The organism is Streptomyces sp. NPDC002520 (assembly GCF_053595235.1).
On sequence record NZ_JBSFXG010000003.1, the window covers coordinates 1 to 26,986 of the forward strand.

Here is a 26,986-nt window from a genome sequence, read left to right on the forward strand (position 1 = left end):
TCCACGGTCACGGAGCGTAGGAACTCACATGATCGCGCAGGCCCGTGCCTGCACCTGCATCCAGCCCCTCACACCCGCCTATCCGCGCACGCTCTTAGACACGGCGGACCGCCCGCGCAGCCTTCGGTTCCATGGCCGGGTGCACCCGGACCACCCGTGAGCGCCCCCGCGCGACGGGCGCGCCGCTGACCCCGGAACGCCGGCGGGCGCCCTGTTCGAGGGACTGGAACGCGGTCCAGCACAGGGTCAGAACCAGGAAGAACACCGGGAGCCAGCCAATCCGGGCCGCCACCCAGGACACAGAGTCCGGCCGCGTGTGCAGACCGGGGAGGCGGCCGAACAGCAGGGCGGTGGCTGTCGTGGCCATCAGGGCCGTCTGGTGCCACAGGAAGATCGTCATCGCGGAGAGGTTGACCAGGGCCACGGCCGCCCAGGCGAGCGGGCGGCGCATCGCCGTACGCAGCCGGTTGCGCAGGAGCAGGGCCAGGCCGCACTGGGCCAGACCGAAGGTCACGGCCGCCAGAGTCGGCGGGTTGAGGTTGGAGACGGCGGCGCCCGGGACACCGACCATCGACGCGGGGTACCCCGCCATCAGGACGAGCCCGGCCGTGGCCGCCGTACCGCCGAGGAGCAGGGTCCAGGCCGCGCGGCGGGACTCCAGCTCGCCACGGGTCCAGGCGGCGCCCAGGGTGTACGGGACCAGCCAGCCCGCCGCCAGGTTCACCCAGCCGAGCCCAGCGGGGCCCATGTGCAGGCCGAAGCGCAGAACGTCCACGTGGAGGACGACGGCCAGGGGCCAGAGGGGGTTGAGGCGGGCGACGAGCGGGGTGGCAGCCGTCAGCGCGGCGAAGACCAGGAGGAACCACAAGGGGGACAGGGCCAGTTTGACGAGGGTGTGGAGCGTGTCGAAGGAGGTTCCGGTCAGCAGCAGGGTCGTCGCCGCCACCGTCCACAGAGTGAGGAGAGCGACGACCGGCCGGAGCAGCCGGGTCAGCCGGCTGCGCAGCCACGCGCTGTACGGCACGCCCCGAGCCTGGGCCGCGGCGTGGCTGCGGGTCGCCACGTGCCCGCCCACCAGGAAGAACACCGCCAAGGTCTGGAACATCCAGGAGATCGGGGCCAGCCAGGGCATGCGATGGAGCGGGCTCTCCGCGTGCAGGGCGCCGTCCCCGGCAACCAGTGCCGTGACCAGCCAGTGGCCGAGGACCACGCCGAGGATCGCCAGGGCGCGCAGGGCGTCGACCGCGCGGTCCCGGGATGCGGGGGTGGCGGCGTCCACGCGGTGGGTGCCCTGACGGATCGCGTGCAGCACGTGGCGCGGTGCGCTCAGGGCCAGTTGCTCAGGCACGGGTGACCTCCGAGGTATCGCCGAGGGTGATCCGGGCCAGGTTGGCGAGGGAGGCCGAGCCCGGGGTGAAGTAGCCGCTGTGATCGGCGCGGGCCGCGTCGAAGACCCGGGCGCCGAAGGCGCGCGCGAGCGGGTCGGTGCCGAAGCCGACAGTGGTGACCAGGAGGTCGAGGTGGATGTGCGGTACGTGGGCCACCCAGTCGTCGCTGCCGCGGGCCGCCCATATCCGGGCGTGCGTGTGCAGGCCGGCGGCGGTGTCGGCGCCGGTGCCGGGGCTGCCGACGAGGGCGATGTCACCGACGTCCAGCCCTGCGGCGGCACGGCCGCAGACGACCGAGCCGTAGGAGTGGCACAGCAGGGATATGTGCGCTCGGGCCGGAGTGAGGTAGTGCAGCTGCTGGATGAAGTCACGCAGGCGGGGGGCGGCTTGGTCGGCGCGGCCCAGGGTCGCCACCGTGGTGCCGGCCGTGGCCGGGGTCCGGTAGCCGAGCCAGGCGACCACAGCGACGCGGGTGTCGGTGGGGGCGCGGGCCGTGAGGTCTTCGTAGAGAGCCGCCGCCGCTTCGTGGAAGCGGGCGTAGGTGTCCAGGGACGTGTCCGAGCCGGGCACGAGAACCGCCACATGACCGGCGTGCGCGAGGTCGCCGAGGACCTCCGTCGCCAGTCCGGCGCCCCGGCCGTCGAAGGAGAGGAGATGCCGGGACGGGGAGGCCAGGGCGCGGTCCGCGGCGGCACGGTGCTCGTCGCCGTCCGCGTCGGCCATGCGGGCCGCCTCCGCGGCGTTGGCCCCGTTCGCCTCGTACGCGGTACGCAGGGTGGACGGTCCGAGGCGGGGGAGTGCGGCGGGAGCCGGCGCGGGGATTCCGGGCCGGGCCGCACCCGCGAGGGGAACGACCGTGGCGGCGGTGAGGAGAGCTGCGAGGAGGGCGCGGCGCCAGGCGGGGGTGCGTCCGGTGGTGGGGCGTCGGCCGCGCCGCTGCCCGGCTCCCGCCCGCGCCTCCCGTGTGGCCTGCGTCGCCGCTGTGCGCCCCATGGTCGCCCTCCCCCTCAGTCCGCCCGGCCATCGGGCTTGCCTGACAAGGAAGTTAGAAATCGGGGGCTGTGGACAGCGTCCCCCCAGAGAGCTGTCCTGCGTTGTAGCTCCCAGGTATTACGGGTATGACCAGGGTCGACCCTGACGGGGCCGAACCCGGTTTGTCACCACGCCAGCTGTGCGATCTCCTCCGCCACCACCGCGCACGCGTCCGCCGCCGGGTCGATCAGCGGGAAGTGGCCGACGCCCTCCAGCAGCGTGAGGCCCACCACCTCGCCTGCCTTCGCCGCCGCGTCCGCGTACGACTCGGCCACCGCGTGCGGGACCACCAGGTCCGTGCGGCCCTGGACCAGGGTCGTCGCGATGCCCGTGGGGAGGAGGAGAGCGGGGTCGGCCCAGGGGCGGCGTTCGGCGAAGTGGTCCTGGCCGCCCAGCAGTTGAAGCGCGGCGTTGCCGCAGACGTCCAGCTTCTCCGCGACCTCGAAGTCGGCTATCGGGGCCAGCGCGACGACACCGCGCAGCGCCGCCGGGTGGTTCGTGCGCCAGGGGGCGTCGGCCGGGAGGACATGACGGGCAGCGGCCCACAGCGCGAGATGGGCGCCCGCGGAGTGGCCGACGAGGACCATACGGCGGGGGTCGGCCTCCGGGAGCGCCTCGCGGACCAGGGCGGGGAGGGCGTCCAGGGCGGCGGCCACGTCGTCGAAGGTGTCGGGCCAGCGGCCGGCGAGGGGAGTGCCGGATCCCGTGTCCTGCGCGGGAATCGGGGAGTCGCCTCCTCGCCGGTACTCGACGTTGGCCACCGCGAAGCCTCTGCGGGCCAGGTAGTCCGCGAAGGGGGTGATGTGCCGGCGGTCGTAGCGGGCGCGCCACGCTCCGCCGTGCAGGACGACGACCAAGGGGGCGGCCGACGGGCCGAGAGGGGTGGACGTGCGGGGGGTGTAGAAGTCGATCACCTGGTCGGGGTGGTCGCCGTACACGACGCTGACGTCGGGATCCACCGGAGGGTGGGAGAAGGCCGACTCCTCTTCGGCGGCGGCGCGGGATTCTGCGGCGTCGTCCGGCATGCTCCGACCTCTCAGCGACGATGGGGGCACCACCCGGGCTTTCGGCACCGGGGGAGGGTGTGGCGGACCGGAAGGATCTTCGTCGGCCGTTGGCGGGGACGGTATCAGTCCGGTGACGTGCGGGGATATGGGGATGTCACAGAGGGTGAGAGGAAAACGGTTCCGTGGAGGGGTGGGGTGCGCACACCGCACCGTCGCGCGGCCACCCCTCCACGGCGCCCCTACCTCAGCACCTCCCCCAACACCCGAGCCGCCCGCTCCACCTCGCCGAAGCCCACGTACAGCGGCGTGAAGCCGAACCTCAGCACGTCGGGATGCCGGAAGTCGCCGACCACGCCCCGCTCGATCAGCCGCTGCATCACCTTCCCGGCGTCGGGGCAGCGCAGCGCGATCTGACTGCCCCGCTCGTCGTGCGCCTCCGGAGTCAGGGACTCGACTCGCCCCGGCTCGGTGCAGGCCGCCACGCACTCCAGGAAGAAGTCCGTCAGCGCCAGGGACTTGGCGCGGACGGCGGTGACGGAGACACCGTCCCAGACCTCAAGCGCCGCCTCCAGGGCCAGCATGGAGAGGATGTCCGGCGTTCCGACACGACCGCGCGGGGCGCCCGGGGCCGGGGCGTAGGACGGGCTCATGCCGAAGGGGTCGGCGTGGGAGTTCCAGCCGGGCAGGGGGGAGTCGAAGCGGTCCTGAAGTTCGCGGCGCACGTACAGGTAGGCCGGCGAACCGGGGCCGCCGTTCAGGTACTTGTAGGTGCAGCCGACCGCCAGGTCGACCCCGTGCTCGTCCAGGCCGACCGGCAGCGCGCCCGCACTGTGGCACAGGTCCCAGACCGCGAGGGCGCCGGACGCGTGGATCGCGGCCGTCAGCGCGGGCAGGTCGTGCAGGCGGCCCGTGCGGTAGTCGACGTGGTTGAGCAGCACGGCCGCGGTGCGCTCGCCGAGGGCGTCCCGCACCTCGCCGGGCGTCACGGCGCGCAGTGTCCGCCCGGTCATACGGGCCGCCGACTCCGCGATGTAGCCGTCCGTCGGGAACGTCGTCGCGTCCACCAGGATCTCGTCGCGGTCGTCCCCGGCCATCCGTACGGCGGCCACCAGCGCCTTGAAGACGTTGACGCTGGTCGAGTCGCCGACGACGATCTGGCCCTCGGCCGCGCCGACCAGCGGGGCGATCCGGTCGCCGATCCGCTCGGGCGCCGTCCACCAGCCGCTCTCGTCCCAGGAGCGGATGCGCAGCTCGCCCCACTGGCGGCGGACCACGTCCGCGACCCGGTCGGGAACGTGCGCGGGCAGGGCGCCCAGCGAGTTGCCGTCCAGGTAGACGCCGTCGTCGACGGCGAAGCGGGAGCGCAGGCCGGCCAGTTCGTCCGCCGCGTCCAGCTTCTGGGCCCGCAGGCTCGGTCCACTCGTCTCAGACATGCGACCTCGCCGTCCACAGCTCGGGGAAGACGTTCTTGCGGGCGCGCTTCTCCAGCCAGGCGACGCCGGCGGAGCCGCCGGTGCCCGGCTTGGCGCCCATGGCGCGGCGGGTGGCGACCAGGTGGTCGTTGCGCCAGCGCCAGACCAGTTCGGCGACGTCGGTCAACGCCTCGCCGAGACGGGCGAGTTCGGCGTCCTGGTCACCGGAGTACACCGCCGTCCAGGCGGCCTCGACGGCGTCGGAGTGCTCGTGGCGCTGGGAGACGTCCCGGTCGAGCACCTCGTCCGGGATCGCGTGGCCGCGGCGCGCGAGGAGGCGTACGACCTCGTCGTACAGGCTCGGCTCGTGCAGGGCCTTCTCCAGTTCCGCCTGGACGCGCGGGGCGCCGCGGTGCGGGACGAGCATGGACGCGGACTTCTCGCCGAGCAGGAACTCCATGCGCCGGTACATCGCCGACTGGAAACCGGAACCCTCGCCGAGGGCGGAGCGGTACGAGTTGAACTGGGCCGGCGTCAGCTGGCCGAGCGGCTTCCAGGAGGCGTTGAGCGCCTCCAGTTCCCGGACGGAGCGCTTGAGCGCGGCGATCGCGACCGGCACGTCGTCCGAGCGGAGGGCCTTCGCGGCCGTCTCCCACTCGTGCACGACGACCGTGAACCACAGCTCCATGACCTGGGTCGTGACCAGGAAGACCATCTCTCCGGGGTCGTCGGAGAGGGTGTGCTGGAGGTGGGTCAGCACGTCCGCCTTGACGTAGTCCTCGTAGGGCGTCGTACCGGCGAAGTCGAGATGCGGAGTCTCGGGCTCAGCGGCCTCGAAAGGGGGGTGAGCCTGTTGGGACATCGCTGTCTCCTGTTGTTACTCCGGGTAGCGGTCCGCCCCTGCCGATGCCGGCACGGGGGCCCCGGTCCCCAAACGGAATCCTCAGTGATACCCCGGGTTACGGCAAGGCCCGCCTGCTGCCAGACGGGCCACACCGGTCGGCCGGACCGGTCAGCCGAGGGTCTGGGCCGCCGTCGGCGAGGAGTCCTTCAGGAACTGCGAGCAGCGCTCGTACTCCTCCTGCTCGCCGATCGCCTGCGCGGCGCGGGCGAGGGCGTGCAGGGCGCGCAGGAAACCGCGATTGGGCTCGTGCTCCCACGGCACCGGGCCGTGCCCCTTCCAGCCGCCTCGGCGCAGGGCGTCCAGACCGCGGTGGTAGCCCGTCCGGGCGTATGCGTACGACTCCACGACCGAGCCCCGCTCGAACGCGTCGTCGGCCAGCTGGGCCCAGGCGAGGGAAGAGGTGGGGTACTGGGCGGCCACGTCCGTGGGCGCGGTGCCGTTCGCCAGCAGCTCGCGCGGCTCCGGGTCGTCGGGGAGGTGGGTGGAGGGCGGACCACCGAGGAGGTTCTCGTGAATCGTCATGGGTCCCAGTCTGCTGCATCGCCCCCGAACTGCTTCATCGTCCCGGAACTGCTTCATCGTCCCCGAACTGCTTCATCGTCCCCGGCTGCCGCATCGGCCCCGGCTTCTGCGTCATCCTCGGCCGGATTCAACATCCTCGACCACATCCAACGTCCCCGACCGCATCCAGCAACCTCGACCACGTCCAACGCCCTCGGCCGGATCCAGCGACCTCGACCGGATCCAGCGACCTCGACCGGATTCAGCGACCTCGACCGGATTCAGCGACCTCGACCGGATTCAGCGACCTCGACCGGTCGGATCGGTCGGACCCGCCGGCCCTGCCGAATCCGCTGAATCCGCCGGACCCGCTGAATCCGCCGGACCCGCCGAACCCACCGGACCCACCGGACCCACCGGACCCACCGGACCCGCCGCATCCACCGGACCCGCCGCATCCGCGTGGGACGCCCTGACCGCGCGCTGCGGGCCTTCCAGTGGCGGGAACGGCACGCAGCCGTGTCGGCGGCACTCGGGCCGGCGGCAGTCCGGGGCCGGGCGGCGGCGCACCATGGTGAACGCGAGCACGGAGCCCAGCACCAGGACACCCGCGCAGATCGGCATCGCCCGGTCGAACGCCCGGTTGAACGCGGACGGGACGCGGTACGCCTCCGGCCCCATGCCGGTCAGCAGCGGCAGGGCGGCCACGGCGATCAGGCCGGCGGCCCGCGCCGCCGCGTTGTTGATGCCGCTGGCCAGGCCCGCGCGGGCGGTGTCGACGGAGGCGAGGACCGTCGCGGTCAGCGGCGCGACCAGGATGACCATGCCGGTGCCCATGACGAGCAGGGCCGGCAGGACGTCCGTCAGGTAGTTCGCGTCGCGGTCCACGCGGAGCATCAGCAGCATCGCCGTCGCGCACAGCAGCGGGCCGACCGTCAGCGGCAGCCGCGGGCCCGTACGGTCGGCGAGCGCGCCGGAGCGGGCCGAGAACAGCAGCATCATGACCGTGGTCGGGAGCAGGGCCGTACCGGCCGCCAGGGGCGAGTAGCCGGCCACGACCTGGAGCTGGAGCGCCGTGAGGAAGAAGTAGCCGCCGAAGGCCCCGTACACGCACAGGGTGACCAGGTTGACCGCCGTGAACTGGCGCGAGGCGAAGATGTCCAGCGGGAGCATCGGGTTCTCGCGGTGCTTCTCGACGTACCAGAAGGCCACGGCCGCGGCCAGGCCCGCCACCGCGCTCACGATCACCACGGCGGAGGCCGTGCGGGCCTCGATCAGCGCGTACGTCAGCAGGGCCAGGGCGAGGGCGCCCAGGGCCGCGCCGAGGACGTCGAAGCGGCCCGCGGGCCGGCCCTCGCCGGAGGCGGCCGCGTCGGACTCGGGGACGTGCCGCAGGGCCACCGGCACGCACACCAGGGCGAGGGGCACGTTCAGCAGGAACACCCAGCGCCAGCCGGGGCCGTCCACCAGCCAGCCGCCCAGGAACGGGCCGACGGCCGCGCCGATGCCGCCGAAGCCCGACCACAGGCCGACCGCCTTGCTGCGGTCGTCGGGGTGGAAGGAGGCCTGGATGAGCGCGAGGGAGCCGGGGGTGAGCAGCGCGCCGCCGATGCCCTGCAGGGCGCGGGCGGCGATCAGCACGCCCGCGGTCGGGGACAGCCCGCACAGCAGGGAGGCGGCCGCGAACCAGATCACGCCGAGTACGAAGATCTTCCGGCGGCCGTAGCGGTCGCCGAGGGAGCCGCCCAGCAGGATCAGGCCGGCCAGCGTGACCATGTAGGCGTTGACCGTCCACTGGAGGGCGGACAGGCTCGCGTCGAGATCACGGCCGATGCGCGGGAGCGCCACGTTGACGACGGTCGAGTCCAGCATGGCCATGCTGGAGCCGAGCACCGTGGTGAGCAGGATCCACCTGCCCTGGGGCGAGGCCAGCCGGACGTCGGGCATGTCCTCAAGATATACAGCGGACCCGGTGCCGTGGCACCAGGTCCGCTGAATTGGCGGCTGTACCCGCCCTACGACGTGTGTGTACGCCGCCGAGGGCTTACTTGATCTTGTTGCCGGCCGAACGCAGGTTGTGCGTGGCCTCGACGACGCGCGCGGCCATCGACGCCTCGGCCAGCTTGCCCCAGGTGCGCGGGTCGTAGGCCTTCTTGTTGCCGACCTCGCCGTCGACCTTCAGGACGCCGTCGTAGTTCTGGAACATGTGACCGGCGACCGGACGGGTGAAGGCGTACTGGGTGTCCGTGTCGATGTTCATCTTCACGACGCCGTTCTCCAGCGCGGTGCGGATCTCCTGCTCGGTGGAGCCGGAGCCGCCGTGGAAGACGAAGTCGAACGGCGACTGCTTGCCGAACTTGGCGGCGACACCGTCGGCCAGGTCCTTCAGCAGCTCGGGACGCAGGACGACGTTGCCCGGCTTGTAGACGCCGTGCACGTTGCCGAAGGAGGCGGCCAGCAGGTAGCGGCCCTTCTCGCCCAGGCCCAGGGCCTCGGCGGTGCGGATCGCGTCGTCGACCGTGGTGTACAGCTCGTCGTTGATCTCGTGCGTGACGCCGTCCTCTTCGCCACCCGTCGGGGTGATCTCCACCTCGAGGATGATGTTGGCGCGACGGGCCTGCTCCAGCAGCTCCTGGGCGATGGCCAGGTTGTCGGCGAGGGTCTCGGCGGAGCCGTCCCACATGTGCGACTGGAACAGCGGGGTGCGGCCGGCCTTCACGCGCTCCTCGGAGAGCGCGAGCAGCGGACGCACGTACCCGTCGAGCTTGTCCTTCGGGCAGTGGTCCGTGTGCAGGGCGATCTGGACGGGGTACTTCTCGGCGAGGATGTGCGCGTACTCCGCCAGCGCGACCGCGCCGGTCACCATGTCCTTGCTGTACTGGCCGCCCAGGAACTCGGCACCGCCGGTCGAGATCTGGACGATGCCGTCGCTCTCCGCCTCCGCGAAGCCGCGCAGCGCCGCGTTGAGGGTCTGGCTCGAGGTGACGTTGATGGCCGGGTAGGCGAACTTGCCTGCCTTCGCCCGGTCGAGCATCTCGTTGTAGACCTCGGGGGTTGCGATGGGCATCTGTCCGCTCCTCAGTGTTGCGGGTGGGTTGTGCTTCGGCCCTGACCTAGACCTTGCGGGGCGACGTCATCGTCGCCCCCATCTTTCCAGACATGAACCGGTGGACGGCCCAGCGGTCAAGCCCCGGGCACGTCCGGGTCGCACCCGGGCGTCAGTCCAGACCCAGTTCGTCCTTCGAGAAGGCGAACCGGTACGGAACACCGGCGCCGGCCTCGATCTTCTCCGCGGCACCGGTGGCCCGGTCCACGATGGTCGCCACGGCCACCACCTCGGCGCCGGCCTCGCGCACCGCCTCCACCGCGGTCAGCGGCGAACCGCCCGTGGTGGAGGTGTCCTCCACCACCAGCACGCGGCGGCCCGCGATGTCCGGACCCTCGACCCGGCGCTGCATGCCGTGCGCCTTCGCCGCCTTGCGTACGACGAAGGCGTCCAGCTTCTTCCCGCGCGCGGCGGCGGCGTGCAGCATGGCGGCCGCGACCGGGTCGGCGCCCATGGTGAGGCCACCCACCGCGTCGAAGTCGAGGTCCGCGGTGCGGTCCAGGAGCACCTGACCGACCAGCGGGGCGGCCTCGCCGTCGAGGGTGATGCGGCGCAGGTCGATGTAGTAGTCGGCCTCCAGACCCGAAGAGAGGGTCACCTTGCCGTGCACCACGGCCTTGTCCTTGATCTGCTGCAGCAGCGCGCCACGTACGTCCGTCATGCCGCCCAGCTTAGAGGCGGCGCCAGCTCCAGGTGGTGGTGGCCTCCAGCGGCTCCAGCGGCGTGACCAGGCGCGGCTGCGTGTTCAGGCCGTTGGGCGGGCCGGTCTGCGGCTCCACGCAGACGGCCTCGGCCTGCTCGTCGTAGACGACCACCCACTCCTCGCGACTGCTCACGTTCAGCTCCAGCTGCCCCGGCCAGGTGACCGTGACGTCGACGCCGTCGGGCATGCCGAAGCAGTCGTCCCAGGGGCTGGGCTTCGGGTCGATACGGCGGCCGGTGGGCAGGTGGTCGGCGCCGCGCTCCTCCTGCCAGGCGGGGTTGAAGTCGAGCCGGGCGCCCTCGCCGACCGTGCCGTCCTCGCCCGCGAGGGTTCTGTTGAACCAGGGGTGCCAGCCGAGCTGCGCCGGGAACGAGTCGTCGTGCGCCTCCACCGCCATCGTCAGCGTCAGGCTGTCCTCGGTGAGGGTGACGACCTGGGTGACGCGGCCCCGGTGCGGCCAGGGGTCGACCAGGTCGTACGTGATCACCGCCTCGTTCCGCGCGGTGCGCGCGGTGCGCCAGGCGCCGTCGCGGGCGGTGCCGTGGATGGCGTGCGGCGGGGAGTTGACCGGCATCTGGCGTAGGACGCCGCCGTCCAGGAAGCGGCCGTCCCGGACGCGGCCGCACCAGGGCACCATCGGGAAGCAGCCGTAGCGGTCCCCTTGCCTCAGCAGCTGCAGGGAGTCGACCGTGAGGCCACTGATACGGCCGCCGTTGGCGGGGCTGACACGTACCTCGGCGTTGCCTGCTGTCAGCGTGATGTCTTCGTTACTCACGTGATGACAGTACTGGGGGGATCGGTCGCCGCTTCGGCTGCGGGCGCTTCGTGGCCGGTCGCGCCCACACGGCGGGAGCCGCATGTCCCGCACAGCCCCGGGCCCGTGAGGAAGCCGGCCTCACCGGTGTTCCGGCCTCACCGGTGTTTACGAATCGCCCGACTCACGACGATCGCGGAGGCCAGGGCCAGGGCGGCGGCGGGGGCCGCCCAGCGCAGGACCTGGTTGGAGGCGACGCTCTGGGGGGCCGGTACGGGGGCGTAACGGCCGCGGGGCGGGGCGTGGTCGACCTCCTCGGCGCTGCGGCCGATCATCGTCCGGCGCGCGTGCGCGGCCTCGGCCGGGGGCTCGCCCATTTCGGCGTAGCCACCGTTCATGGCGCCCTCCAGGGGGGTGCCCTCGGCCTCCAGGGGGGTGCCCTCGTCGGCGTCGGCGTCGGCGTCCAGGGAGGGCGGGGGGATCTCGGTTTCGAAGACGGAGGCGTGTTCGGGTTCCGGCGCGGAGGCGGGCTCGGGGGCCGGTGCGGAGTCGGCCTCGGCGGCGGGTGCAGAGGCCTCGGAGGCCGGTGCGGTGTCGGGCCCCGGGGTCGGTCCGCTCGATGCGAGCGCCTCCAGGAAACGGTTCAGCAGGCGGGTTACCGCCGAACTCACCGCGTCGGCCGGGAGTTCCACGATACGGCCGTCCGCGTCGGCCGTGCCGTCCAGCGTGACGGTCGTGCCGCCGTCGGTGTCCGTGAGACGCAGGGCGAGGGCGAGTTTGACGGCGCCGGCACCGCGGGACTCGGTGGCGTCGCCCTCGACGGCGTACGTGCCGTCCTCGCGAGCGGTGACGCGGAGCGCTCCCCGGTAGGTGACCGAGTGGCCGCCCACGCGCAGTTTCAGACGCCCGGCGACGGGCTCGGCGCCGGCGTCCTGCTGGAGCCCGGGAATCGACCGGGCCACCCGTGCGGGGTCGGCGAGGGCCGCTCTGAGCAGGTCGGCCGGAACCGGGAGGAAGACCTGGTGCTCCATGTCGGCTCAGCCTACCCAGTGAGGGCCGGAAATCACTCCTCCCGGTGCGGGTACCGCGCAGGGTGTTCGCTAGTACCGCGGACGCACCAGCGTCGACGCCGGCAGCCCTCCGATCCGCGTCCACCGGGCCGCCTGCTCGTCCGCGCGCAGTTCCTGCTCCGTCAGCGTGTACAGGTGCGGTCCCTCGGGATCCAGGGACGGGCGGGGGGCCGTGGGGCCGGGGGCCGCGAGGAGGAAGCCCCAGTCGTGGGGGCCGCGGGAGGCGCCGGCGGAGCGGTCGGGGCCCGTGGGGAAGCCGGGGTCGCGGCCGAGGACCCGGTAGGGGGTGGTGGATAAGCCGGCCGCGCGGAGGGTCTGGGCGACGGTCCAGAAGACGCGGGGCCGGGTGGTGACGGGGCCCGCGTGGACGACGAGGCGGCCGTGGAGGGCCAGGACGCGGCGGGCGAGGCTGTAGAACTCCTGCGAGTAGAACTTGGTGCTGGCGGTGATGCCGGGGTCGGGCAGGTCCGCGACGACGACGTCGTAGGTGCCCGCGGGCGCGCGGCGGAGCCAGCCGAGGGCGTCCGCCGTGGTGACGTGGACGCGGGGGTCGTCGTACGCGTGGTCGTTGAGGGCGGCCAGGCCGGGGTCGCGGCGGGCCAGGCGGATCAGGCCGGCGTCGAGTTCGACGACGTCGACGCGGCGCACGTCCGGGTGGCGCAGGACCTCGCGGACGGCCAGGCCGTCGCCGCCGCCGAGGACGAGGACGCGGGCGTGCGGACCGGACAGCGCCGGGTGGACCAGGGCCTCGTGGTAGCGCCGCTCGTCGCGGCCGCCGACCCTGAGGCGGCCGTCCAGGAAGAGGTCGAGGGGCTTGCCGTCGGTGCCGCCGGCGAGGACGACCTCCTGGACGTCGGTCTGCAGGGCCACCCGGACGTCGGCGCCGTACACCGCGTGCCGGGCGGCGCGCTCGAACTCGTCGGTGAGGGCGGCCGCGGAGGCGAGGACACCGAGCACGGTGACGCTGACGAGCAGCAGGGTCCAGCGGGCGCGGCGGGTGAGGTCGTGGCGGAACAGGCCGAGGACCAGGGCGCCGCCGGCGACGACGTTGACCGTGCCGGTGACGAGGGCGCCGGTCAACTGGCCGAGGAAAGGCAGGAGAAGGAAGGGGAAGGCGAGGCCGCCCACCAGCGCGCCCACGTAGTCCGCCGCGAACAGGTCGGCGACCGCCCCGCCGGCGTCCTGGCGGCGGATGCGCTGGATCAACTCCATCAGCAGGGGGACTTCGGCGCCGACGAGCAGGCCGATCGCCAGGGAGAAGGCGACCAGCAGGCAGCGCGGTCCGTCGGACCAGACGCCGCCCCAGCCGCCGGTCCAGGCGAAGACGGCGTACAGCGCCATCGCGCTGCATCCGCCGACCAGGGCGAGGGCGGTCTCGATCGCGCCGAAACCGGCGGCCGCGTGCCAGCGCAGCCGCTTCGCGCCGAGGGAGCCGATGCCCATCGCGAACACCATCACCGACAGCACCACGGAGGCCTGGGTGACCGAGTCTCCGATCAAGTACGAGGCGAACGCGACGAGTTCGAGTTCGTACACCAGTCCGCAGGCCGCACAGACGAAGACACACGCGAGGACCAGGAACCGCCCCGTACCGGGCCGGACGGGCAGCAGGGCGGGGCCGGTCCAGCAGGGCGGGGCGCCCGGGGGCGCGGGGGCGTGCGGTTCGATCACTCTGCGACGTTACGTCACACGCTCGGTACGCTTCGTCACCCACACGTGTGGAACTGGGGGCAGTTGACGTCCCTCGGGTTTGGCCGGATTTATTTCTGCAGACCCGAGTCGGCCGGGCCGCGACGCGCCCGGTCCGGCCCCATCGCGGCGCGTACCCGGTCCGGCAGGATCGCGGCACGTCCCTGGCCCGGCAGGCCGGTCGCCGCACGGGCCCCCACCCGCGTGCGCGTGGCCACCAACTGCCCGTCCTGCGGGTACGCGTGCCAGGTGCGCCAGTGCACCTGGCCCTCGTGCCGGTGGGCCAGCATCGCGGTGAAGGCGTGCGGGCTGCCCGGGAAGACGCCGGCGAGGCCGTGCGGGTGGTCGGAGACCAGGGCGAGCAACTCCTGGGCGCGGCCCGCGAACGAGCCCGGGGTGAGCATCTCCACGCGCGCGGCGAACTCGTACTCCCAGTCGCCGATCCGCTTGGCGACGCCGAGCGGGAGGGGGGTGCTGGAGCCGGGAAGGCAGGCGACCGTCTCCGAGCAGTTGCCCCACTCCTCGTCGAGCAGTACCTGGTGGGAGGCGCCGAGCAGTCGCAACTGGAGCTTCGCCCCGGCCAGTTCGAGATCGAGGGTGGCCAGGGCCGGAAGCGGTTCGCGCCCCAGGACCCAGGCGAGGTCGGCGGCACGCGTATCGGTGTAGGAGGTGTTCAGGGTCGTGAGCATGGATCGGCTCCGCTAACACGCAATGAGGCAGGAGTGAGGTCCGGCGCACCTCGGAAGACACCGGGCGATTGGCCAGGTCGGCCCGACCGGGGAAGGGGTGTCTGCGGGACGCCCGAGGGCTGCGGTGGTGGTTTAGAGGGAATCACGAACTGTGGCCGCGCCACAGCGTTTTTACCCAAGTTCGTAGGGTTTCCATCCCTCAGAGGGCTCCACAGCTCAACTGTTCAACTACGGCGTACGCCGGGCGCGAACTGTGGAACGCGGGACGTCCGCCGGACACCTTCTCCGACGGACGCCCTGGTCAGCGCGGGTACGGGCACGTCAGCTGCCCCCACCGCAGCCGCCCCCACCGCCACACGACGACCCTCCACCGCACGAGTGGCCCCCGCACGAGTGTCCGCCGCCACAGGAGTGGCCACCGTGACTGCCGTGGCCGCCATGGCTGCCGTGGTCGCTGTGGCCACCGTGCCCCCCATGGGCCCCGTGCCCCCCATGGGCCCCGTGCCCCCCGTGGCCCCCGTGCCTGCCCGAGGACGAGCCGGAGTCTCCGCCGTCCCCCACCCACCAGCTCGCGTCGCCGTCGGCGTACGAAGCCGACGCCGACGCGGACGACGAGGCCGCCAGGCCGGACGCGCGCGTCCGGCGGTTCCCGCCGAGCGGCCCCCGGACGTACCGGTTCCTCCGTGCCCTGCTCACCGACGCCGCGACGAGCACGACGACGGCCACCGCCAGGATGACGCCGAAGAACATGGCCCCACCCTCCTTCCGTTCCCCCGAAGCGGCCCCCCGTGGGCGCCTCACTCTGTTGCCGCGTCTGACGCGGTGACCGGGGGATGCCCGGCCGCTCCGACGGCCAAAGCAGAGTTGAGGAACTCCAGAGCTTGGGCGCAGGATGACCGGCATGACCTCCACCGCACGCCCCCACCTCAACCGCCGGCTCGCCGAGTTCGGAACGACGATCTTCGCCGAGATGTCCGCCCTCGCCGCGGCGACCGGCTCGATCAACCTGGGCCAGGGCTTCCCCGACACGGACGGCCCCGAGGAGATCAGGGAGGCGGCCGTACGGGCACTGCGCGACGGGCGCGGCAACCAGTACCCGCCGGGTCCGGGCGTCCCGGAGCTGCGCACCGCGATCGCCGCGCACCAGCTGCGCCGCTACGGGCTGTCGTACGACCCCGACACCGAGGTGCTGGTCACGGCGGGCGCGACGGAGGCCATCGCGGCGTCCCTGCTCGGGCTGCTGGAGCCGGGTGACGAGGTGGTGGCGCTGGAGCCGTACTACGACTCCTACGCGGCGAGCATCGCCATGGCGGGCGGCCGGCGCGTGCCGGTGACGCTGCGGCCGTCCCTCGAGGACGGGGCCGGCTTCCGGCTGGACCTCGACGAGCTGCGCGCGGCGGTCACGGACCGCACCCGGCTGCTGCTGATCAACACCCCGCACAACCCGACCGGCACGGTCCTCACCCGCGCGGAGCTTGCCGCGATCGCCGAGCTGGCGGTGGACCGGGATCTGCTGGTGGTGACCGACGAGGTCTACGAACACCTGGTCTTCGACGACGCCGAGCACATCCCGCTGGCCACGTTCCCCGGGATGCGCGAGCGGACGGTGACGATCGGGTCGGCCGGCAAGACGTACTCGTTCACCGGCTGGAAGGTCGGCTGGGTGACGGCGGCGCCGGAGCTGGTCACGGCGGTGCGGTCGGCGAAGCAGTTCCTGACGTACGTGTCGGCGGGGCCGTTCCAGTACGCGGTGGCGGAGGCCCTCGCGCTGCCCGACTCCTACTACGACGGCTTCCGGCGGGAGATGCAGGAGCGCCGGGACATCCTCGCCGAGGGGCTTCGCCAGGCCGGGTTCCAGGTGTTCCGGCCCTCGGGCACCTACTTCATCACCACCGACATCCGGTCCCTCGGCGAGAAGGACGGCTTCGCCTTCTGCCGGGCCCTGCCGGAGCGGGCGGGGGTGGTGGCCATTCCCAACGCCGTCTTCTACGACGACCGCGAGGCGGGCGCGCCGTTCGTACGGTTCGCGTTCTGCAAGCGGGAGGAGGTGCTGCGGGAGGCCGCGGAGCGGCTGCGCCGCATGTGAGGGACCGGGGTCCGGGGGTGCGTCCCCGGACCCGGGCCGTTCCACGGTGCCGTGAGGCCGTGGGGTGCCGACTACTCCCCGTCGTCCTCGGGCTTCTCCGCGTCGTCCGCCTCGTTGATCTCCTGCTCCAGGCCCAGCTGCTCCACCAGCCACTTGTCGAACTCGATCGCGGCCCGCACCCAGCTGACCGTGGACGAGACGAAGTGGTTGATGTCGACGCCCGCGCCGATCAGCATCTGGGCCTCGCCGATGAGGCGGACCGTGCCGTCGTCGTGGGTGTGGGTGTAGACCTTGGGCCACAGCGTGCGGCGGTTCCAGTCGTCGACGGACTCCAGCAGCTGGGGCTTCTCGTCGATCTTGTGGGGGCGGTCGTAGAAGGTCCGCACCGAGAAGACTGCCTGCTCGGCCTCCCCGCGGAACATGAAGTACGTGCGGAACTGCTCCCACGGCGCCGCGAGGTCACCCTCCTCGTCTACGACGTACTTCAGCTCCATCTGGTCGAGGAGCTGCTTCACGAGGTCCTGATCCGGAAGGACGGGGCCCGCCGGTCCCTGGGGCTGCGGCTCGGGCTGGCCCCCGAAGTTCGGAATCGAGGACGGGTCGATGGACATATTTGGATACTCCTGCGGTCGTCTGGCTCGTCCGGCCATCGCTGAAGCCAGACGTACAACCCACCCTCTCGCTCTTGCCCCGCCCCCGGCAAGCGACTCAGCCGACGGCCCCCATGAGGTGGCCGATCATCGATGCGAATACCAGAATCCCTGGTCCGGCCCCTTGGCCCGTCGCAACCCCGAGAAGTACCGGCGCGCTCCTTCCTCCGCGCCGCCGACCCCGTCGACGATCTCGGTCCGGCCCCGTTCGCCGAGTTCTCCCGCCCCTCGCCGCAGGGCCGGCGCGCTGTACGACGCCATGAGCAGCGTCTGAGCCGACCCGCGAGACGCGACGGCCCCTCCTCCGGCCACCGAAGGGTGAGCGGAGGAGGGGCCGCATGTCGATGCGCCCTACAGGCGTCCTGCCCGTCGTCCTACAGCGTCTTGCCCGTCGCCGGGCCCACGATCAGGTCCTCGCCGAAGCGGTCCACGCGGACCGTGTCGCCGTCCTTGATCTCACCGGAGAGGATCTCCTTGGCGAGCCGGTCGCCGATGGCGGTCTGGACGAGGCGGCGCAGCGGGCGGGCACCGTAGGCCGGGTCGTTGCCCTCGTCCGCCAGCCAGGTCAGGGCCTCGGGCGTGACGTCGAGGGTCAGGCGGCGCTCGGCCAGGCGCTTCGCGAGCCGGTCGATCTGGAGCCGGGCGATCCGGGCCAGCTCGTCCTTGTCCAGGGCCGAGAAGACGACCAGGTCGTCGAGCCGGTTGAGGAACTCCGGCTTGAAGGAGGCACGGACGACCTCCAGGACCTGCTCCTTCTTCTCCGCCTCACCGAGCACCGGGTCGACCAGGTACTGGCTGCCCAGGTTGGAGGTGAGCACCAGGATGGTGTTGCGGAAGTCGACCGTGCGGCCCTGACCGTCCGTCAGGCGCCCGTCGTCCAGGACCTGGAGGAGGATGTCGAAGACCTCGGGGTGGGCCTTCTCGACCTCGTCCAGCAGGACGACGGTGTACGGGCGGCGGCGGACGGCCTCGGTGAGCTGGCCGCCCTCCTCGTAGCCGACGTACCCGGGAGGCGCGCCGACCAGGCGGGCGACGCTGTGCTTCTCGCTGTACTCCGACATGTCGATGCGGACCATGGCCCGCTCGTCGTCGAACAGGAAGTCGGCGAGCGCCTTGGCGAGTTCGGTCTTGCCGACACCGGTCGGACCGAGGAAGAGGAAGGAGCCGGTGGGGCGGTCGGGGTCGGCGACGCCCGCGCGGGAGCGTCGTACGGCGTCGGAGACCGCACGCACGGCCTCGGTCTGGCCGATGAGGCGCTTGCCGAGTTCGTCCTCCATGCGCAGCAGTTTCTGCGTCTCGCCCTCCAGGAGACGGCCGGCCGGGATGCCGGTCCAGGCGGCGACGACGTCCGCGATGTCGTCGGAGCCGACCTCCTCCTTGACCATGGTGTCCTTGGCGGCCACCTCCTCGGCGGCGGAGGCGGCCTCCAGTTCCTTCTCCAGCGTGGGGATCTCGCCGTACAGCAGCTTGGCCGCACGGTCGAAGTCGCCGTCGCGCTGGGCGCGTTCGGCCTGTCCGCGCAGGTCGTCCAGCTGCTCCTTCAGCTCACCGACCCGGTTGAGGGACTGCTTCTCCTTCTCCCAGCGGGCGGTCAGGCCCCGCAGCTCCTCCTCCTTGTCGGCGAGGTCGCGGCGCAGCTTCTCCAGGCGGGCGACGGAGGCCGGGTCGGTCTCCTTGGCGATCGCCAGCTCCTCCATCTTCAGCCGGTCGACGGAGCGCTGGAGTTCGTCGATCTCGACGGGGGACGAGTCGATCTCCATGCGCAGGCGCGAGGCGGCCTCGTCGACGAGGTCGATGGCCTTGTCGGGCAGGAAGCGGGAGGTGATGTACCGGTCGGACAGGGTCGCGGCGGCCACCAGCGCGCTGTCCGCGATCTGCACCTTGTGGTGGGCCTCGTAGCGGCCCTTGAGTCCGCGCAGGATCGCGACGGTGTCCTCGACGGTCGGCTCGGCGACCAGCACCTGCTGGAAGCGGCGCTCGAGGGCGGGGTCCTTCTCGATGCGCTCCCGGTACTCGTCCAGGGTGGTGGCGCCGACCATGCGCAGCTCGCCGCGGGCCAGCATCGGCTTGAGCATGTTGCCCGCGTCCATGGCGGAGTCGCCGCCTGCACCGGCGCCCACGACGGTGTGCAGCTCGTCGATGAAGGTGATGATCTGCCCGTCGGAGTCCTTGATCTCGGAGAGCACGGCCTTGAGCCGCTCCTCGAACTCACCGCGGTACTTGGCCCCGGCGACCATCGCGCCGAGGTCGAGCGAGACCAGCCGCTTGTTCTTCAGCGACTCGGGCACGTCGCCCTTCACGATCCGCTGTGCGAGCCCCTCGACCACGGCGGTCTTGCCGACACCGGGCTCGCCGATGAGGACGGGGTTGTTCTTCGTACGCCGGCTCAGCACCTGCACGACCCGCCGGATCTCCTGGTCACGGCCGATGACCGGGTCGAGCCGGCCCTCGCGCGCGGCGGCGGTGAAGTCGGTGCCGAACTTCTCCAGGGCCTTGTACTGGCCCTCGGGGTCGGCGGTGGTCACGCGGCGTCCTCCCCTGGCCTTCTGGAAGGCCTCCTGCAGCTTCTTGGCGTCGGCACCCTCATTCTGGAGCACCTCGGCGGCCGCGCCCCCCTTGGCCGCGATGCCGATGAGCAGGTGCTCGGTGGACAGGTACTCGTCACCGAGCTCCTTGGCGCGCTGGTCGGCGTCCGCGAGGACCGCGAGCAGCTCGCGGCTGGGCTGCGGGGGCGCGACGGTGGAGCCGGTCACGCTGGGCAGCCCGGCGAGTACGCGCTCGGCGCCGGCGCGTACGGCGGCCTGGTCGGCTTCGACGGCGGCGAGCAGGTCGGTGATGTTCTCGTTGTCCTGTCCCTCGAGCAGAGCGAGGAGCAGGTGTGCGGGCGTCAGATCCGCGTGCCCCCCGGTCACGGCTCGCTGGCTGGCCGCGTTGATCGCTTCCCGGCTCTTGTTGGTCAGCTCGGCGTCCACGTTCGCTGTCCCTCCTCCGCATCGGCCCGTACGTCGGCCAGTCTCCCACTGCTGACCTAGCCAACATACACAAAGTTGAGTCTATTCCGCTCAACCAGCTCGACCACCACGCTGCCGCTAGGTTTCGGGTCATGGCCTCGCACTCGCACTCCGTGATCCCCGCCGCCCCGGACGAGCCGTACCTCGCGTTCTGGCGGGAGCGGCATCTGTGCACACTGACGACCCTGCGCCCCGACGGCAGCCCGCACGTGGTGCCGGTCGGGGTGACCTACGACCCCGGGGCGGGGCTGGCGAGGGTGATCACGAACAGGACGAGCGCGAAGGTGTCCCATGTGCGCGCGGCCGGCCCCGAGGGCGCCCGGGTGGCGGTGTGCCAGGTGGACGGGCGACGCTGGGCCACGCTGGAGGGGCGTGCGCGGGTGCACACCGAGCCGTTGGGGGTCCCCCCGCTCGAGCGAAGCCGAGAGTGGGGGAGGGTGGCGGAGGCGGTGCGGCGGTACGCCGAGCGGTACCGGCGGACGCCCCGGGAGAACCCCGCCCGGGTGGTCATCGAGATCGAGGTGGAGCGGACGCTCGGGCACGGGTGAACGGTTTCCGCGCCGGAGGGAGCGCCGCCCCGAAGGAGGGCCGGACCGGCAGGCGAAAGGTTTCTGCGCCGGTGTGCCCCGATCCGGCATGGACGAGTTTCGGCCACACGGCCTCGCACCCATACCCGCAGATGCCACCACAAACTGCAGCGGCGTCACCGTGTTCAGGTCACGGTGACGCCGCTGCGGGGGGAAGCACCTGAGCGATCTTTTTACGACGGGGGAATCGCGTCAGGCGCTGCGGGGGGTGGCAGAAACGGTCCTCAGGTCCGCTACGTCCGGCTCGGCGAGCCGGTGGTCGCGCCCGTCGAGGTTGACGAAGATCATTCCGTACCGGACGGCGCACCGCACCGGCTGCGGCGCCCCGCGGGGCTTGCGCAGGCACCGGTAGGCCCGTACGTCCTCGTCCTCGTCGCGCGTCACCACGACCGGCTCGCCGAACACCGTCACCATCAGTGAGTCACCGCTGTGGGGGATGGCGGTGACCAGATCGATGAAGTGCCAGCCGGAGCGGTACGCCGTGGCCATTTCGCGCCGGAAGGACCGGTCGTCGGGTGGGGTGGTCATGTCGATCAGTCCCACCTGGTGTCCAGCGGGGCGACGTCCCACCGGGTGTCCAGGGGAGCGGCGTCCCACCGGGTGTCCAGCGGCGTGGCGTCCCACCTGGTGTCAAGAGGGACGTTCGCCTGGCCGGCGGCGGTCACGGACTGATCGGCACTCGCCTTGTGCGTGTCGCCCTTCACACCGGAGAGGCCAGCCAGCGTTCCGACGGCCACAACGGCGGAGAAGGCGGCAACAAGCACCGAGCGAAGCATTCTCTTACGCATAGTCGGCTTCGTCCTCACTTGAAAGTCCCCTCTTCCCCCGTCGGATAAGACGATGGCTCATTCAGGCACATCATCGCCACACGATCGGTGCATCATGTTCCTGCATGTTCAGGACCCTGGGGGGTGGAGATTTGGCAACAAACGAGACAAGGGCGACACATCCCCACGCGGTGACCGAGCTGTGTGCAGAAGGGAGCCGTCTTTATGCGGACGCCCTGCGCATAGGCCGCATCCCGCGCGAGGACACCGAGGTGGCCCCCTGCCTCATGGAGTTCGCCCTCCTCCACGCCGATCCGGACGACCCCACCTGGCTGCTCCCCGTCCCGCCGGCGGTCGCGCTGGCCCAGCGGCTCAACCCCATCGAGCGCGAGATCGCCGAGCAGCGCAGGCAGACCCTCTCCCTGTCCGAGGTCTTCGAGCCCTTCATGGCGCTCAGCGCCCAGGAGCACGCCCCCACCCACGCCATCACGGTCCTCGAAGGCCTCGACCGCATCAACACCGCGCTCGACCTGGCCACCACCCAGTGCCGCACCGAGGTGCTCACCGTCCAGCCCGGCGGCTGGCGCAGCCCCGAGAACCGGCTCCTGGAGGCCCTCGAACGGGACAAGCCGCTGAGCGAACGAGGGGTGCGCATCCGGACGCTGTACCAGCACACCGCCCGCTACAGCGCCGACCGGCTGGCCTACGTGGACCAGTTCACGGACGGCAAGGTGGAGTACCGCACCATCGACGAGCTGGTCGAGCGCCTCATCATCTGCGACGAGACCGTCGCCTTCATCCCCGTGCGCGAGGACCGCCAGGTCGCCCTGGAACTGCGCCACCCCGGACTCGTCCGCTACCTCATCAAAGTGTTCGAGTTCATGTGGAACCGCGCGGTGCCGCTGAGCGCCGGGACGCCGTACGAGACCGCGCCCGACGGCATCACCGACGTCCAGCACTCCATCGCCAAGCTCCTGGTGGAGGGTCATGTGGACGAGGCGATCGCCCGGCGTCTGGGCATGAACGTGCGCACCTGCCGGGCCCACATCGCCAAGCTGGCCACGGCTCTCGGCAGCGGCAGCCGGGCCCAACTCGGTTTCCTCATCGCACAGTCCGGGATGCTGGAACAGGAGCACCGAGGGGTCCAGGAGCACTGAGGGGTCTGGAGCACCGAGGGGTCCGGAGCACCGAGGGGTCCGGAGCGCCGAGGAACCTCAGAGCACGCTCGGTGACTCCTCGTCGGGCAGGCCGACGACGGCGGGGCCGCCGGTGCGCGGGGGGCCGTCGAGGCCGACCTGGGCGATGCGCACGCCCAGTTGGGTGCGGCTGGCCGCCCCGAGCGTGTCCGACAGGCGGGCGATGTGGGCACGGCAGGTGCGCACGCTGATGCCGAGGCGCTCGGCGATCACGGCGTCCTGGTGGCCCTCCGCGAGCAGCGCGGCGATGGACCGCTCGCGGTGCGAGATGCCCTCGATGCCGGTGTCGGGGAGCGGGGCCGTCAGCGGGATCGCGAGACGCCAGAGCCTTTCGAAGACGGTCACCAGGTACCCGACCAGGGCCGGGTGGCGCAGCTCCAGGGCCATCGTGCGATCGGCGTTGGCGGGGATGAAGGCGACCGTGCGGTCGAAGAGGATGAGCCGGTCGATGACCTCGTCGAGCGTGCGGGCCTCCACGGCCTCGCCCATCAGCTCGAAGTAGTTGAGCAGTCCCTGCCCGTGCCGGGCCACGTGCGTGTACAGGTCGCGCATGCGCACGCCCCGGCCGCGCAGCGCCAGCGCCCGGTGCAGTCCCTCGGTCAGCTCGTCCTCGCGCCGGATGCCGCCGGGCTGCACGGTGAGGACCTCGGTGGTGCAGGCCTCGGTCGCCTCGTCCATCGCGGCCTGGATGCGGGACAGCCCGTCCAGCACCCGGATCGCGGTGCCCTCCCCCGACGCCGACAGCGCCTGCAGCTGCCGGCCGAGTCCGGCGTACCACTCGAAGGCGGCGACCGCCGATCCCACCCTGCGCTGGCTCGCGGTGACCTCGTCGCAGACCCCGCGCAGCAGCCGGGTCATGACCTCCTGCGGGGAGGTGGGCACCAGCCAGTCCATGTCATCGGGGTCGGGGTGCAGGAGGGCCAGCTCCAGCAGGCAGGGCACCGGTTCGACGTCCGTGCGCGGCACCCGCCCCCGGCGTACGGCCCGGGAGTACACACGGTCCCCCTGCCCGCACAGTCGGTCGGCACCGTGAGGATGCTCCTCCGTCCCGTGCCCGGCCATCGCCCATTCCACCCCCGGCTTGCTGCCACTTCCGCAGCGCAACTATGCGCGGCGCCGACCGGGTCCGCAACACGGCTCTCCGCGCCGCGGGCGCCGCAACGGGACGGTATGCCCGGGTATCGTCCGGCCTCCGGACATCACATTGCAGCAACATGGGGGGTGGCGCTTGGGCCGCGGGACGGCCTCAGCAGTGGGACGGCCTCAGCTGTGGGACATCTTCGGTCCTGGCGCCGCCGCGGCCGTGGCGCTACTTCAGCCCGGCCGCCGCGCAGGCGGACTTGTACTCGGGTGTGCAGATGTCGCCCACCGTGTAAATCCCGTCCGCGATGACGGTTTCCTTGATCTTGCCCTTGGTCAGCGAGCTCACCTGGACCAGCTTGGACGGGATGTCCTTGGTAGTGGGGCTGTTCACCTTGTCCTGGGTGAGGGCGTCGAACTGGATGTCCTTGCCCTGGACCTTGGCGACGGCCATCTGGGCGGCGGCCTCGGCCTCGTCCGGGTAGGACTTGTAGACGCTCATGTACTGCTCACCGACGAGGATCCGCCGCACCGCGTCCAGTTCGGCGTCCTGGCCGGTGATCGGGGGCAGCACGGTGACGCCGGCGGCGCGCAGGGCCTTGAGGACGCCGCCCGCCATCCCGTCGTTGGCGGCGTAGACCCCGGCGATGTTGCTCGCGCCGATCCGGCCGATCGCCTCGGCCATGTTGGCCTGGGCGTTCTCCGGCTTCCATTTGACGGTGTCGTAGGTCGCCGCGATCCGCACCTTGCCGGTCAGCTCGGAGAGCGCACCCTCCTTGAACTGCTTGGCGTTCGGGTCGGTGGGCGAGCCGTTCATCATGACGATCTTGTCGGAGGAGTGCTCGTCGGGCCCCATCGCCTCCAGCAGGGAGCGGCCCTGCACCTCGCCGACGAGTTCGTTGTCGAAGGAGATGTAGGCGTCGATCGGACCCTCGGCCAGCCGGTCGTAGGCGATGACCGGGATACCGGCCTCCTTGGCCTTCTTCACCTGGCCCGTGATGGCATGCGAGTCGACCGCGTCGAGCAGGATCACGTCGACGCGGTCGTCGATCATCTGCTGCATCTGGCCGGCCTGCCGGGCGGCGTCCGCGTCGGCGTTGGCGTACTCGACCTTCCCCTTCTTGTGGGTCAGTTCGGCCACCTTGCTCTTGATGATGGGGAAGTCGAACTTGTCGTAACGGGTGTTCGCCTTCTCCGGCAGCAGCAGCCCCACGGTCACGTCGTCGCCCTTCGTCGGGCTCGCGCTCGCCCCGTCTCCCGCCGCGTCCAGCACGCCGCAGCCGGCGAGTGACAGGGTCATCGTGGACGCGGCCACGGACAGAGCGATACGACGCATTCGGGGCTCACTTCAGGTGCGTACGAGACGTGGGTGCCGCTGTGCGGCACAGGTGTCCTGAAGAGACAACGCGTATGCCACAGCACCGTCAAGAGAAGCCACTTAACGAGATGGCAACGTTACGCTCCGCTTCCTTGTGAACGCTTTGCGACCCCGGGTGGAACCTCCTTCAAACGCTCTTTACGGACCCTCCATCCAAAGGGAGTTCAGGAGATGGCAAAGATCAGTACAACCGACTCGGCCGCTCCCGGGTCGTGATCGTCGGCGCACCGCCGCCGTCTCGTCGACTCGACCAGAGGACCGAATGAACCCAGCACGACACGTGACCGCCACGGCCGTGGTGCTCGCCACCGCCGGCGGCCTGCTCGGCGCGGTCGCCACCACCGCCTCCGCCGCGACGAGTTGCGCCTCGCCCGTGTTCACGCGGACGTTCTACGCGAACACCGCCTTCTCCGGCACGCCGAAGAAGACGGACTGCGACTCCGCGATCGACCAGAACTGGGGCACGGGCGCCCCGGCCACGGGCCTGCCGAAGGACAACTTCGCCGTCCGCTGGACCGTGACACGCGACTTCGGCTCCGGCGGGCCCTTCGCCCTGCCGGTCGCCGTCCAGGACGGCATCCGCGTGTACCTCGACGGCGTGCGCAAGGTCGACCTGTGGAAGAACGTCTCGACGACGGTGACGAAGACCGCCAACGTCACCATCCCCTCGGGCAAGCACACCCTGCGCGTCGACTACGTCAACTGGACGGGCAGGGCGAACGTGACGTTCGCGTACCAACCCCGGACCTCGGCCGACGTCGACAAGGTCAAGCCGCTCGTCCCGACGGGGACTTCCGTCTCGTACGACGGCGCCACCGGCAAGGCCAAGGCGGCCTGGGCGAAGAACAAGGAGATGGACCTCGCCGGCTACCGCGTCTACCGGCGCCTCAAGGGCACGTCGTTCGGCAGCAAGCCGCTCGCCACGACCACCTCCACCTCGTACACCGACTCCACCCTCCCCAGGACGGGCGAGACGTACTACTACGAGGTCCGCGCCTACGACAAGGCCGGCAACGAGTCGGCGGGCACCGCCGACCAGGCCGTGACCACTGCCGACCAGGTCGCGCCCGGCGTGCCGGCCAACGTGACCGCGTACGGCGAGGTGACCCCGACCGGCGGTACGGGCGGGATGGAGGTCGGCTGGGAAAAGGTCGCGGACGCGGTGTCGTACCGCGTCTACCGGTCGGCGAGCGAGAACGGCACGTACACGGAGCTCGGCCGCACGGACCAACTCACATACCTGGACACCACGGCAGCCGAGAGCACCGTGTACTACTACCGCGTCTCGGCCGTGGACGCGGCGGGCAACGAGTCCGCCCGGTCCGCGCCCCACGACGGCAGGATCTGGGACAACGACCCGCCGCCGCTCGTCACCGGGCTGGACGTCACCCCGACCGAGTACGGCTTCGAGCTGACCTGGGACAAGAACCCGGCCACGGATCTGAAGTACTACAGGGTCGTCTGGGGCGACGTGGCGGGCGATCCGGGCGATCCGGGCGATCAGGTCTGCTACGGCACCGGGTCCGAGTACCTCTCGCCGGACAGGACCTCCTACACGCGCACCACCCTTCCGGACGGCGAAGAGGTCTGCTTCTTCGTCGACGCCGTGGACGACGAGAACAACTCCGCCGCCCAATGGCACGGCCCGGCCGAGGCCGTGGTCACGACCGAGCTGGACATGACGCCGAGCGTCGCGACGCCCGAGGGCTCACCGGTGCAGCCGACAGCGGACCCCGACGGGACGGGCGTCTCGCTGGCCTGGAACACCGTGGCCGACGCCACCGGCTACCAGGTCTACCGCTGGAACCCGGCCACCGAGGCGTACGAGAAGCTGGCGTCCGTCTCCGGGACCTCCTACGAGGACACCGGCGCAGCCAAGGGCACCACCCACTTCTACCGGGTGACCGCGCTGCTCGCCGACGGCACCGAATCCGCCCCCGGCGCCGCCTCGGCGGTCATCGCACCCTGAGCATGTG

Annotated in this window: 23 protein-coding genes; 4 read left to right on the forward strand and 19 right to left on the reverse strand. The window is 71.6% G+C overall.

Annotation, left to right across the window (positions count from 1 at the left end; all coding sequences use genetic code 11):
* Positions 1–94: 94 nt before the first annotated feature.
* The 13 genes from ACWD5D_RS06010 to ACWD5D_RS06070 all read right to left on the reverse strand — a co-directional run bounded on the left by ACWD5D_RS06010 (position 95) and on the right by ACWD5D_RS06070 (position 14,255).
* The gene (locus tag ACWD5D_RS06010; protein WP_451371589.1) at positions 95–1,348 is read right to left on the reverse strand and encodes an acyltransferase family protein; all 1,254 of its coding nucleotides are present in this window, start codon (positions 1,346–1,348) and stop codon (positions 95–97) included.
* The gene (locus ACWD5D_RS06015) at positions 1,341–2,381 is read right to left on the reverse strand and encodes an alpha/beta hydrolase (RefSeq protein ID WP_451371590.1); all 1,041 of its coding nucleotides are present in this window, start codon (positions 2,379–2,381) and stop codon (positions 1,341–1,343) included. The genes ACWD5D_RS06010 and ACWD5D_RS06015 overlap by 8 nt, the downstream gene beginning before the upstream one ends.
* Before the next feature lie 164 nt (positions 2,382–2,545).
* Positions 2,546–3,445, reverse strand: a complete 900-nt coding sequence (locus ACWD5D_RS06020; protein ID WP_451371591.1) for an alpha/beta hydrolase — start codon at positions 3,443–3,445, stop codon at positions 2,546–2,548.
* A 221-nt stretch (positions 3,446–3,666) separates the two neighbouring features.
* Entirely contained in the window at positions 3,667–4,860 is a 1,194-nt protein-coding gene (gene kynU, locus ACWD5D_RS06025) for a kynureninase (protein WP_451371592.1), read from the reverse strand.
* Entirely contained in the window at positions 4,853–5,701 is an 849-nt protein-coding gene (locus ACWD5D_RS06030) for a tryptophan 2,3-dioxygenase family protein (RefSeq protein WP_451371593.1), read from the reverse strand. Before ACWD5D_RS06030 ends, kynU begins: the two co-directional genes overlap by 8 nt.
* 150 nt (positions 5,702–5,851) lie before the next feature.
* Positions 5,852–6,265 (reverse strand): DUF3151 domain-containing protein, encoded by a 414-nt coding sequence (locus ACWD5D_RS06035; RefSeq protein WP_451371594.1) that lies wholly within the window; start codon positions 6,263–6,265, stop codon positions 5,852–5,854.
* A gap of 279 nt (positions 6,266–6,544) precedes the next feature.
* The gene (locus tag ACWD5D_RS06040) at positions 6,545–8,191 is read right to left on the reverse strand and encodes a DHA2 family efflux MFS transporter permease subunit (protein WP_451371595.1); all 1,647 of its coding nucleotides are present in this window, start codon (positions 8,189–8,191) and stop codon (positions 6,545–6,547) included.
* A gap of 97 nt (positions 8,192–8,288) precedes the next feature.
* Positions 8,289–9,311, reverse strand: a complete 1,023-nt coding sequence (gene fbaA / locus ACWD5D_RS06045; RefSeq protein WP_451371596.1) for a class II fructose-bisphosphate aldolase — start codon at positions 9,309–9,311, stop codon at positions 8,289–8,291.
* Between the two features lie 151 nt (positions 9,312–9,462).
* Positions 9,463–10,011 (reverse strand): orotate phosphoribosyltransferase, encoded by a 549-nt coding sequence (gene pyrE, locus ACWD5D_RS06050; protein WP_451371597.1) that lies wholly within the window; start codon positions 10,009–10,011, stop codon positions 9,463–9,465.
* 10 nt (positions 10,012–10,021) lie between these two features.
* Complete coding sequence (locus ACWD5D_RS06055) at positions 10,022–10,828, reverse strand: aldose epimerase family protein (RefSeq protein ID WP_451371598.1); 807 nt, start codon at positions 10,826–10,828, stop codon at positions 10,022–10,024.
* Between the two features lie 137 nt (positions 10,829–10,965).
* Positions 10,966–11,838, reverse strand: a complete 873-nt coding sequence (locus tag ACWD5D_RS06060; RefSeq protein ID WP_451371599.1) for an SRPBCC family protein — start codon at positions 11,836–11,838, stop codon at positions 10,966–10,968.
* Between the two features lie 69 nt (positions 11,839–11,907).
* Positions 11,908–13,548, reverse strand: a complete 1,641-nt coding sequence (locus ACWD5D_RS06065; RefSeq protein WP_451371600.1) for a polyamine aminopropyltransferase — start codon at positions 13,546–13,548, stop codon at positions 11,908–11,910.
* Between the two features lie 89 nt (positions 13,549–13,637).
* Positions 13,638–14,255, reverse strand: coding sequence for a DUF2617 family protein (locus tag ACWD5D_RS06070; RefSeq protein WP_451371601.1), 618 nt, complete (start codon positions 14,253–14,255; stop codon positions 13,638–13,640).
* 892 nt (positions 14,256–15,147) lie between these two features.
* On the opposite strand from ACWD5D_RS06070, the gene ACWD5D_RS06075 reads away from it, so the two are divergent.
* Entirely contained in the window at positions 15,148–16,341 is a 1,194-nt protein-coding gene (locus ACWD5D_RS06075) for a pyridoxal phosphate-dependent aminotransferase (protein ID WP_451371602.1), read from the forward strand.
* 71 nt (positions 16,342–16,412) lie between these two features.
* Here ACWD5D_RS06075 and ACWD5D_RS06080 read toward each other — a convergent pair whose 3' ends face one another.
* Entirely contained in the window at positions 16,413–16,952 is a 540-nt protein-coding gene (locus ACWD5D_RS06080) for a YbjN domain-containing protein (RefSeq protein WP_451371603.1), read from the reverse strand.
* Positions 16,953–17,365: 413 nt separating this feature from the next.
* Positions 17,366–19,963: an ATP-dependent chaperone ClpB gene (gene clpB, locus ACWD5D_RS06085; protein ID WP_451371604.1), complete on the reverse strand. Its 2,598-nt coding sequence runs from the start codon at positions 19,961–19,963 to the stop codon at positions 17,366–17,368.
* 131 nt (positions 19,964–20,094) lie between these two features.
* Here clpB and ACWD5D_RS06090 point away from each other — a divergent pair, with 131 nt between their 5' ends.
* Positions 20,095–20,550, forward strand: coding sequence for a pyridoxamine 5'-phosphate oxidase family protein (locus ACWD5D_RS06090; protein ID WP_451371605.1), 456 nt, complete (start codon positions 20,095–20,097; stop codon positions 20,548–20,550).
* A 231-nt stretch (positions 20,551–20,781) separates the two neighbouring features.
* Here the strand turns inward: ACWD5D_RS06090 and ACWD5D_RS06095 are convergent, their stop codons facing one another.
* Positions 20,782–21,117 (reverse strand): hypothetical protein, encoded by a 336-nt coding sequence (locus ACWD5D_RS06095; RefSeq protein WP_451371606.1) that lies wholly within the window; start codon positions 21,115–21,117, stop codon positions 20,782–20,784.
* Between the two features lie 5 nt (positions 21,118–21,122).
* Positions 21,123–21,365, reverse strand: a complete 243-nt coding sequence (locus ACWD5D_RS06100) for a hypothetical protein (protein WP_451371607.1) — start codon at positions 21,363–21,365, stop codon at positions 21,123–21,125.
* Positions 21,366–21,481: 116 nt separating this feature from the next.
* Between ACWD5D_RS06100 and ACWD5D_RS06105 the strand changes: the two genes are divergently transcribed.
* The gene (locus ACWD5D_RS06105; protein WP_451371608.1) at positions 21,482–22,513 is read left to right on the forward strand and encodes a helix-turn-helix transcriptional regulator; all 1,032 of its coding nucleotides are present in this window, start codon (positions 21,482–21,484) and stop codon (positions 22,511–22,513) included.
* A gap of 57 nt (positions 22,514–22,570) precedes the next feature.
* Here the strand turns inward: ACWD5D_RS06105 and ACWD5D_RS06110 are convergent, their stop codons facing one another.
* Together ACWD5D_RS06110 and ACWD5D_RS06115 are read right to left on the reverse strand one after the other, a co-directional pair.
* Positions 22,571–23,614 carry a LuxR C-terminal-related transcriptional regulator gene (locus ACWD5D_RS06110; RefSeq protein ID WP_451371609.1) on the reverse strand — a complete coding sequence of 348 codons (1,044 nt, stop codon included), beginning with the start codon at positions 23,612–23,614 and terminating at the stop codon, positions 22,571–22,573.
* Between the two features lie 247 nt (positions 23,615–23,861).
* Complete coding sequence (locus ACWD5D_RS06115; RefSeq protein ID WP_451371610.1) at positions 23,862–24,968, reverse strand: sugar ABC transporter substrate-binding protein; 1,107 nt, start codon at positions 24,966–24,968, stop codon at positions 23,862–23,864.
* Positions 24,969–25,272: 304 nt separating this feature from the next.
* Here ACWD5D_RS06115 and ACWD5D_RS06120 point away from each other — a divergent pair, with 304 nt between their 5' ends.
* Positions 25,273–26,979: a PA14 domain-containing protein gene (locus tag ACWD5D_RS06120; RefSeq protein WP_451371611.1), complete on the forward strand. Its 1,707-nt coding sequence runs from the start codon at positions 25,273–25,275 to the stop codon at positions 26,977–26,979.
* Positions 26,980–26,986: the final 7 nt, after the last annotated feature.

What these genes read in the sequence shown, in the direction of transcription:
- ACWD5D_RS06015 (WP_451371590.1), bottom strand. Translation starts at nt 2,381, where the DNA reads ATGGGGCGCACAGCGGCGACGCAGGCCACACGGGAGGCGCGGGCGGGA.
- ACWD5D_RS06020 (WP_451371591.1), bottom strand. Translation starts at nt 3,445, where the DNA reads ATGCCGGACGACGCCGCAGAATCCCGCGCCGCCGCCGAAGAGGAGTCG.
- kynU (WP_451371592.1), bottom strand. Translation starts at nt 4,860, where the DNA reads ATGTCTGAGACGAGTGGACCGAGCCTGCGGGCCCAGAAGCTGGACGCG.
- ACWD5D_RS06030 (WP_451371593.1), bottom strand. Translation starts at nt 5,701, where the DNA reads ATGTCCCAACAGGCTCACCCCCCTTTCGAGGCCGCTGAGCCCGAGACT.
- ACWD5D_RS06035 (WP_451371594.1), bottom strand. Translation starts at nt 6,265, where the DNA reads ATGACGATTCACGAGAACCTCCTCGGTGGTCCGCCCTCCACCCACCTC.
- ACWD5D_RS06040 (WP_451371595.1), bottom strand. Translation starts at nt 8,191, where the DNA reads ATGCCCGACGTCCGGCTGGCCTCGCCCCAGGGCAGGTGGATCCTGCTC.
- fbaA (WP_451371596.1), bottom strand. Translation starts at nt 9,311, where the DNA reads ATGCCCATCGCAACCCCCGAGGTCTACAACGAGATGCTCGACCGGGCG.
- pyrE (WP_451371597.1), bottom strand. Translation starts at nt 10,011, where the DNA reads ATGACGGACGTACGTGGCGCGCTGCTGCAGCAGATCAAGGACAAGGCC.
- ACWD5D_RS06060 (WP_451371599.1), bottom strand. Translation starts at nt 11,838, where the DNA reads ATGGAGCACCAGGTCTTCCTCCCGGTTCCGGCCGACCTGCTCAGAGCG.
- ACWD5D_RS06070 (WP_451371601.1), bottom strand. Translation starts at nt 14,255, where the DNA reads ATGCTCACGACCCTGAACACCTCCTACACCGATACGCGTGCCGCCGAC.
- ACWD5D_RS06075 (WP_451371602.1), top strand. Translation starts at nt 15,148, where the DNA reads ATGACCGGCATGACCTCCACCGCACGCCCCCACCTCAACCGCCGGCTC.
- ACWD5D_RS06080 (WP_451371603.1), bottom strand. Translation starts at nt 16,952, where the DNA reads ATGTCCATCGACCCGTCCTCGATTCCGAACTTCGGGGGCCAGCCCGAG.
- ACWD5D_RS06090 (WP_451371605.1), top strand. Translation starts at nt 20,095, where the DNA reads ATGGCCTCGCACTCGCACTCCGTGATCCCCGCCGCCCCGGACGAGCCG.
- ACWD5D_RS06095 (WP_451371606.1), bottom strand. Translation starts at nt 21,117, where the DNA reads ATGACCACCCCACCCGACGACCGGTCCTTCCGGCGCGAAATGGCCACG.
- ACWD5D_RS06100 (WP_451371607.1), bottom strand. Translation starts at nt 21,365, where the DNA reads ATGCTTCGCTCGGTGCTTGTTGCCGCCTTCTCCGCCGTTGTGGCCGTC.
- ACWD5D_RS06105 (WP_451371608.1), top strand. Translation starts at nt 21,482, where the DNA reads ATGTTCAGGACCCTGGGGGGTGGAGATTTGGCAACAAACGAGACAAGG.
- ACWD5D_RS06110 (WP_451371609.1), bottom strand. Translation starts at nt 23,614, where the DNA reads ATGGCCGGGCACGGGACGGAGGAGCATCCTCACGGTGCCGACCGACTG.
- ACWD5D_RS06115 (WP_451371610.1), bottom strand. Translation starts at nt 24,968, where the DNA reads ATGCGTCGTATCGCTCTGTCCGTGGCCGCGTCCACGATGACCCTGTCA.
- ACWD5D_RS06120 (WP_451371611.1), top strand. Translation starts at nt 25,273, where the DNA reads ATGAACCCAGCACGACACGTGACCGCCACGGCCGTGGTGCTCGCCACC.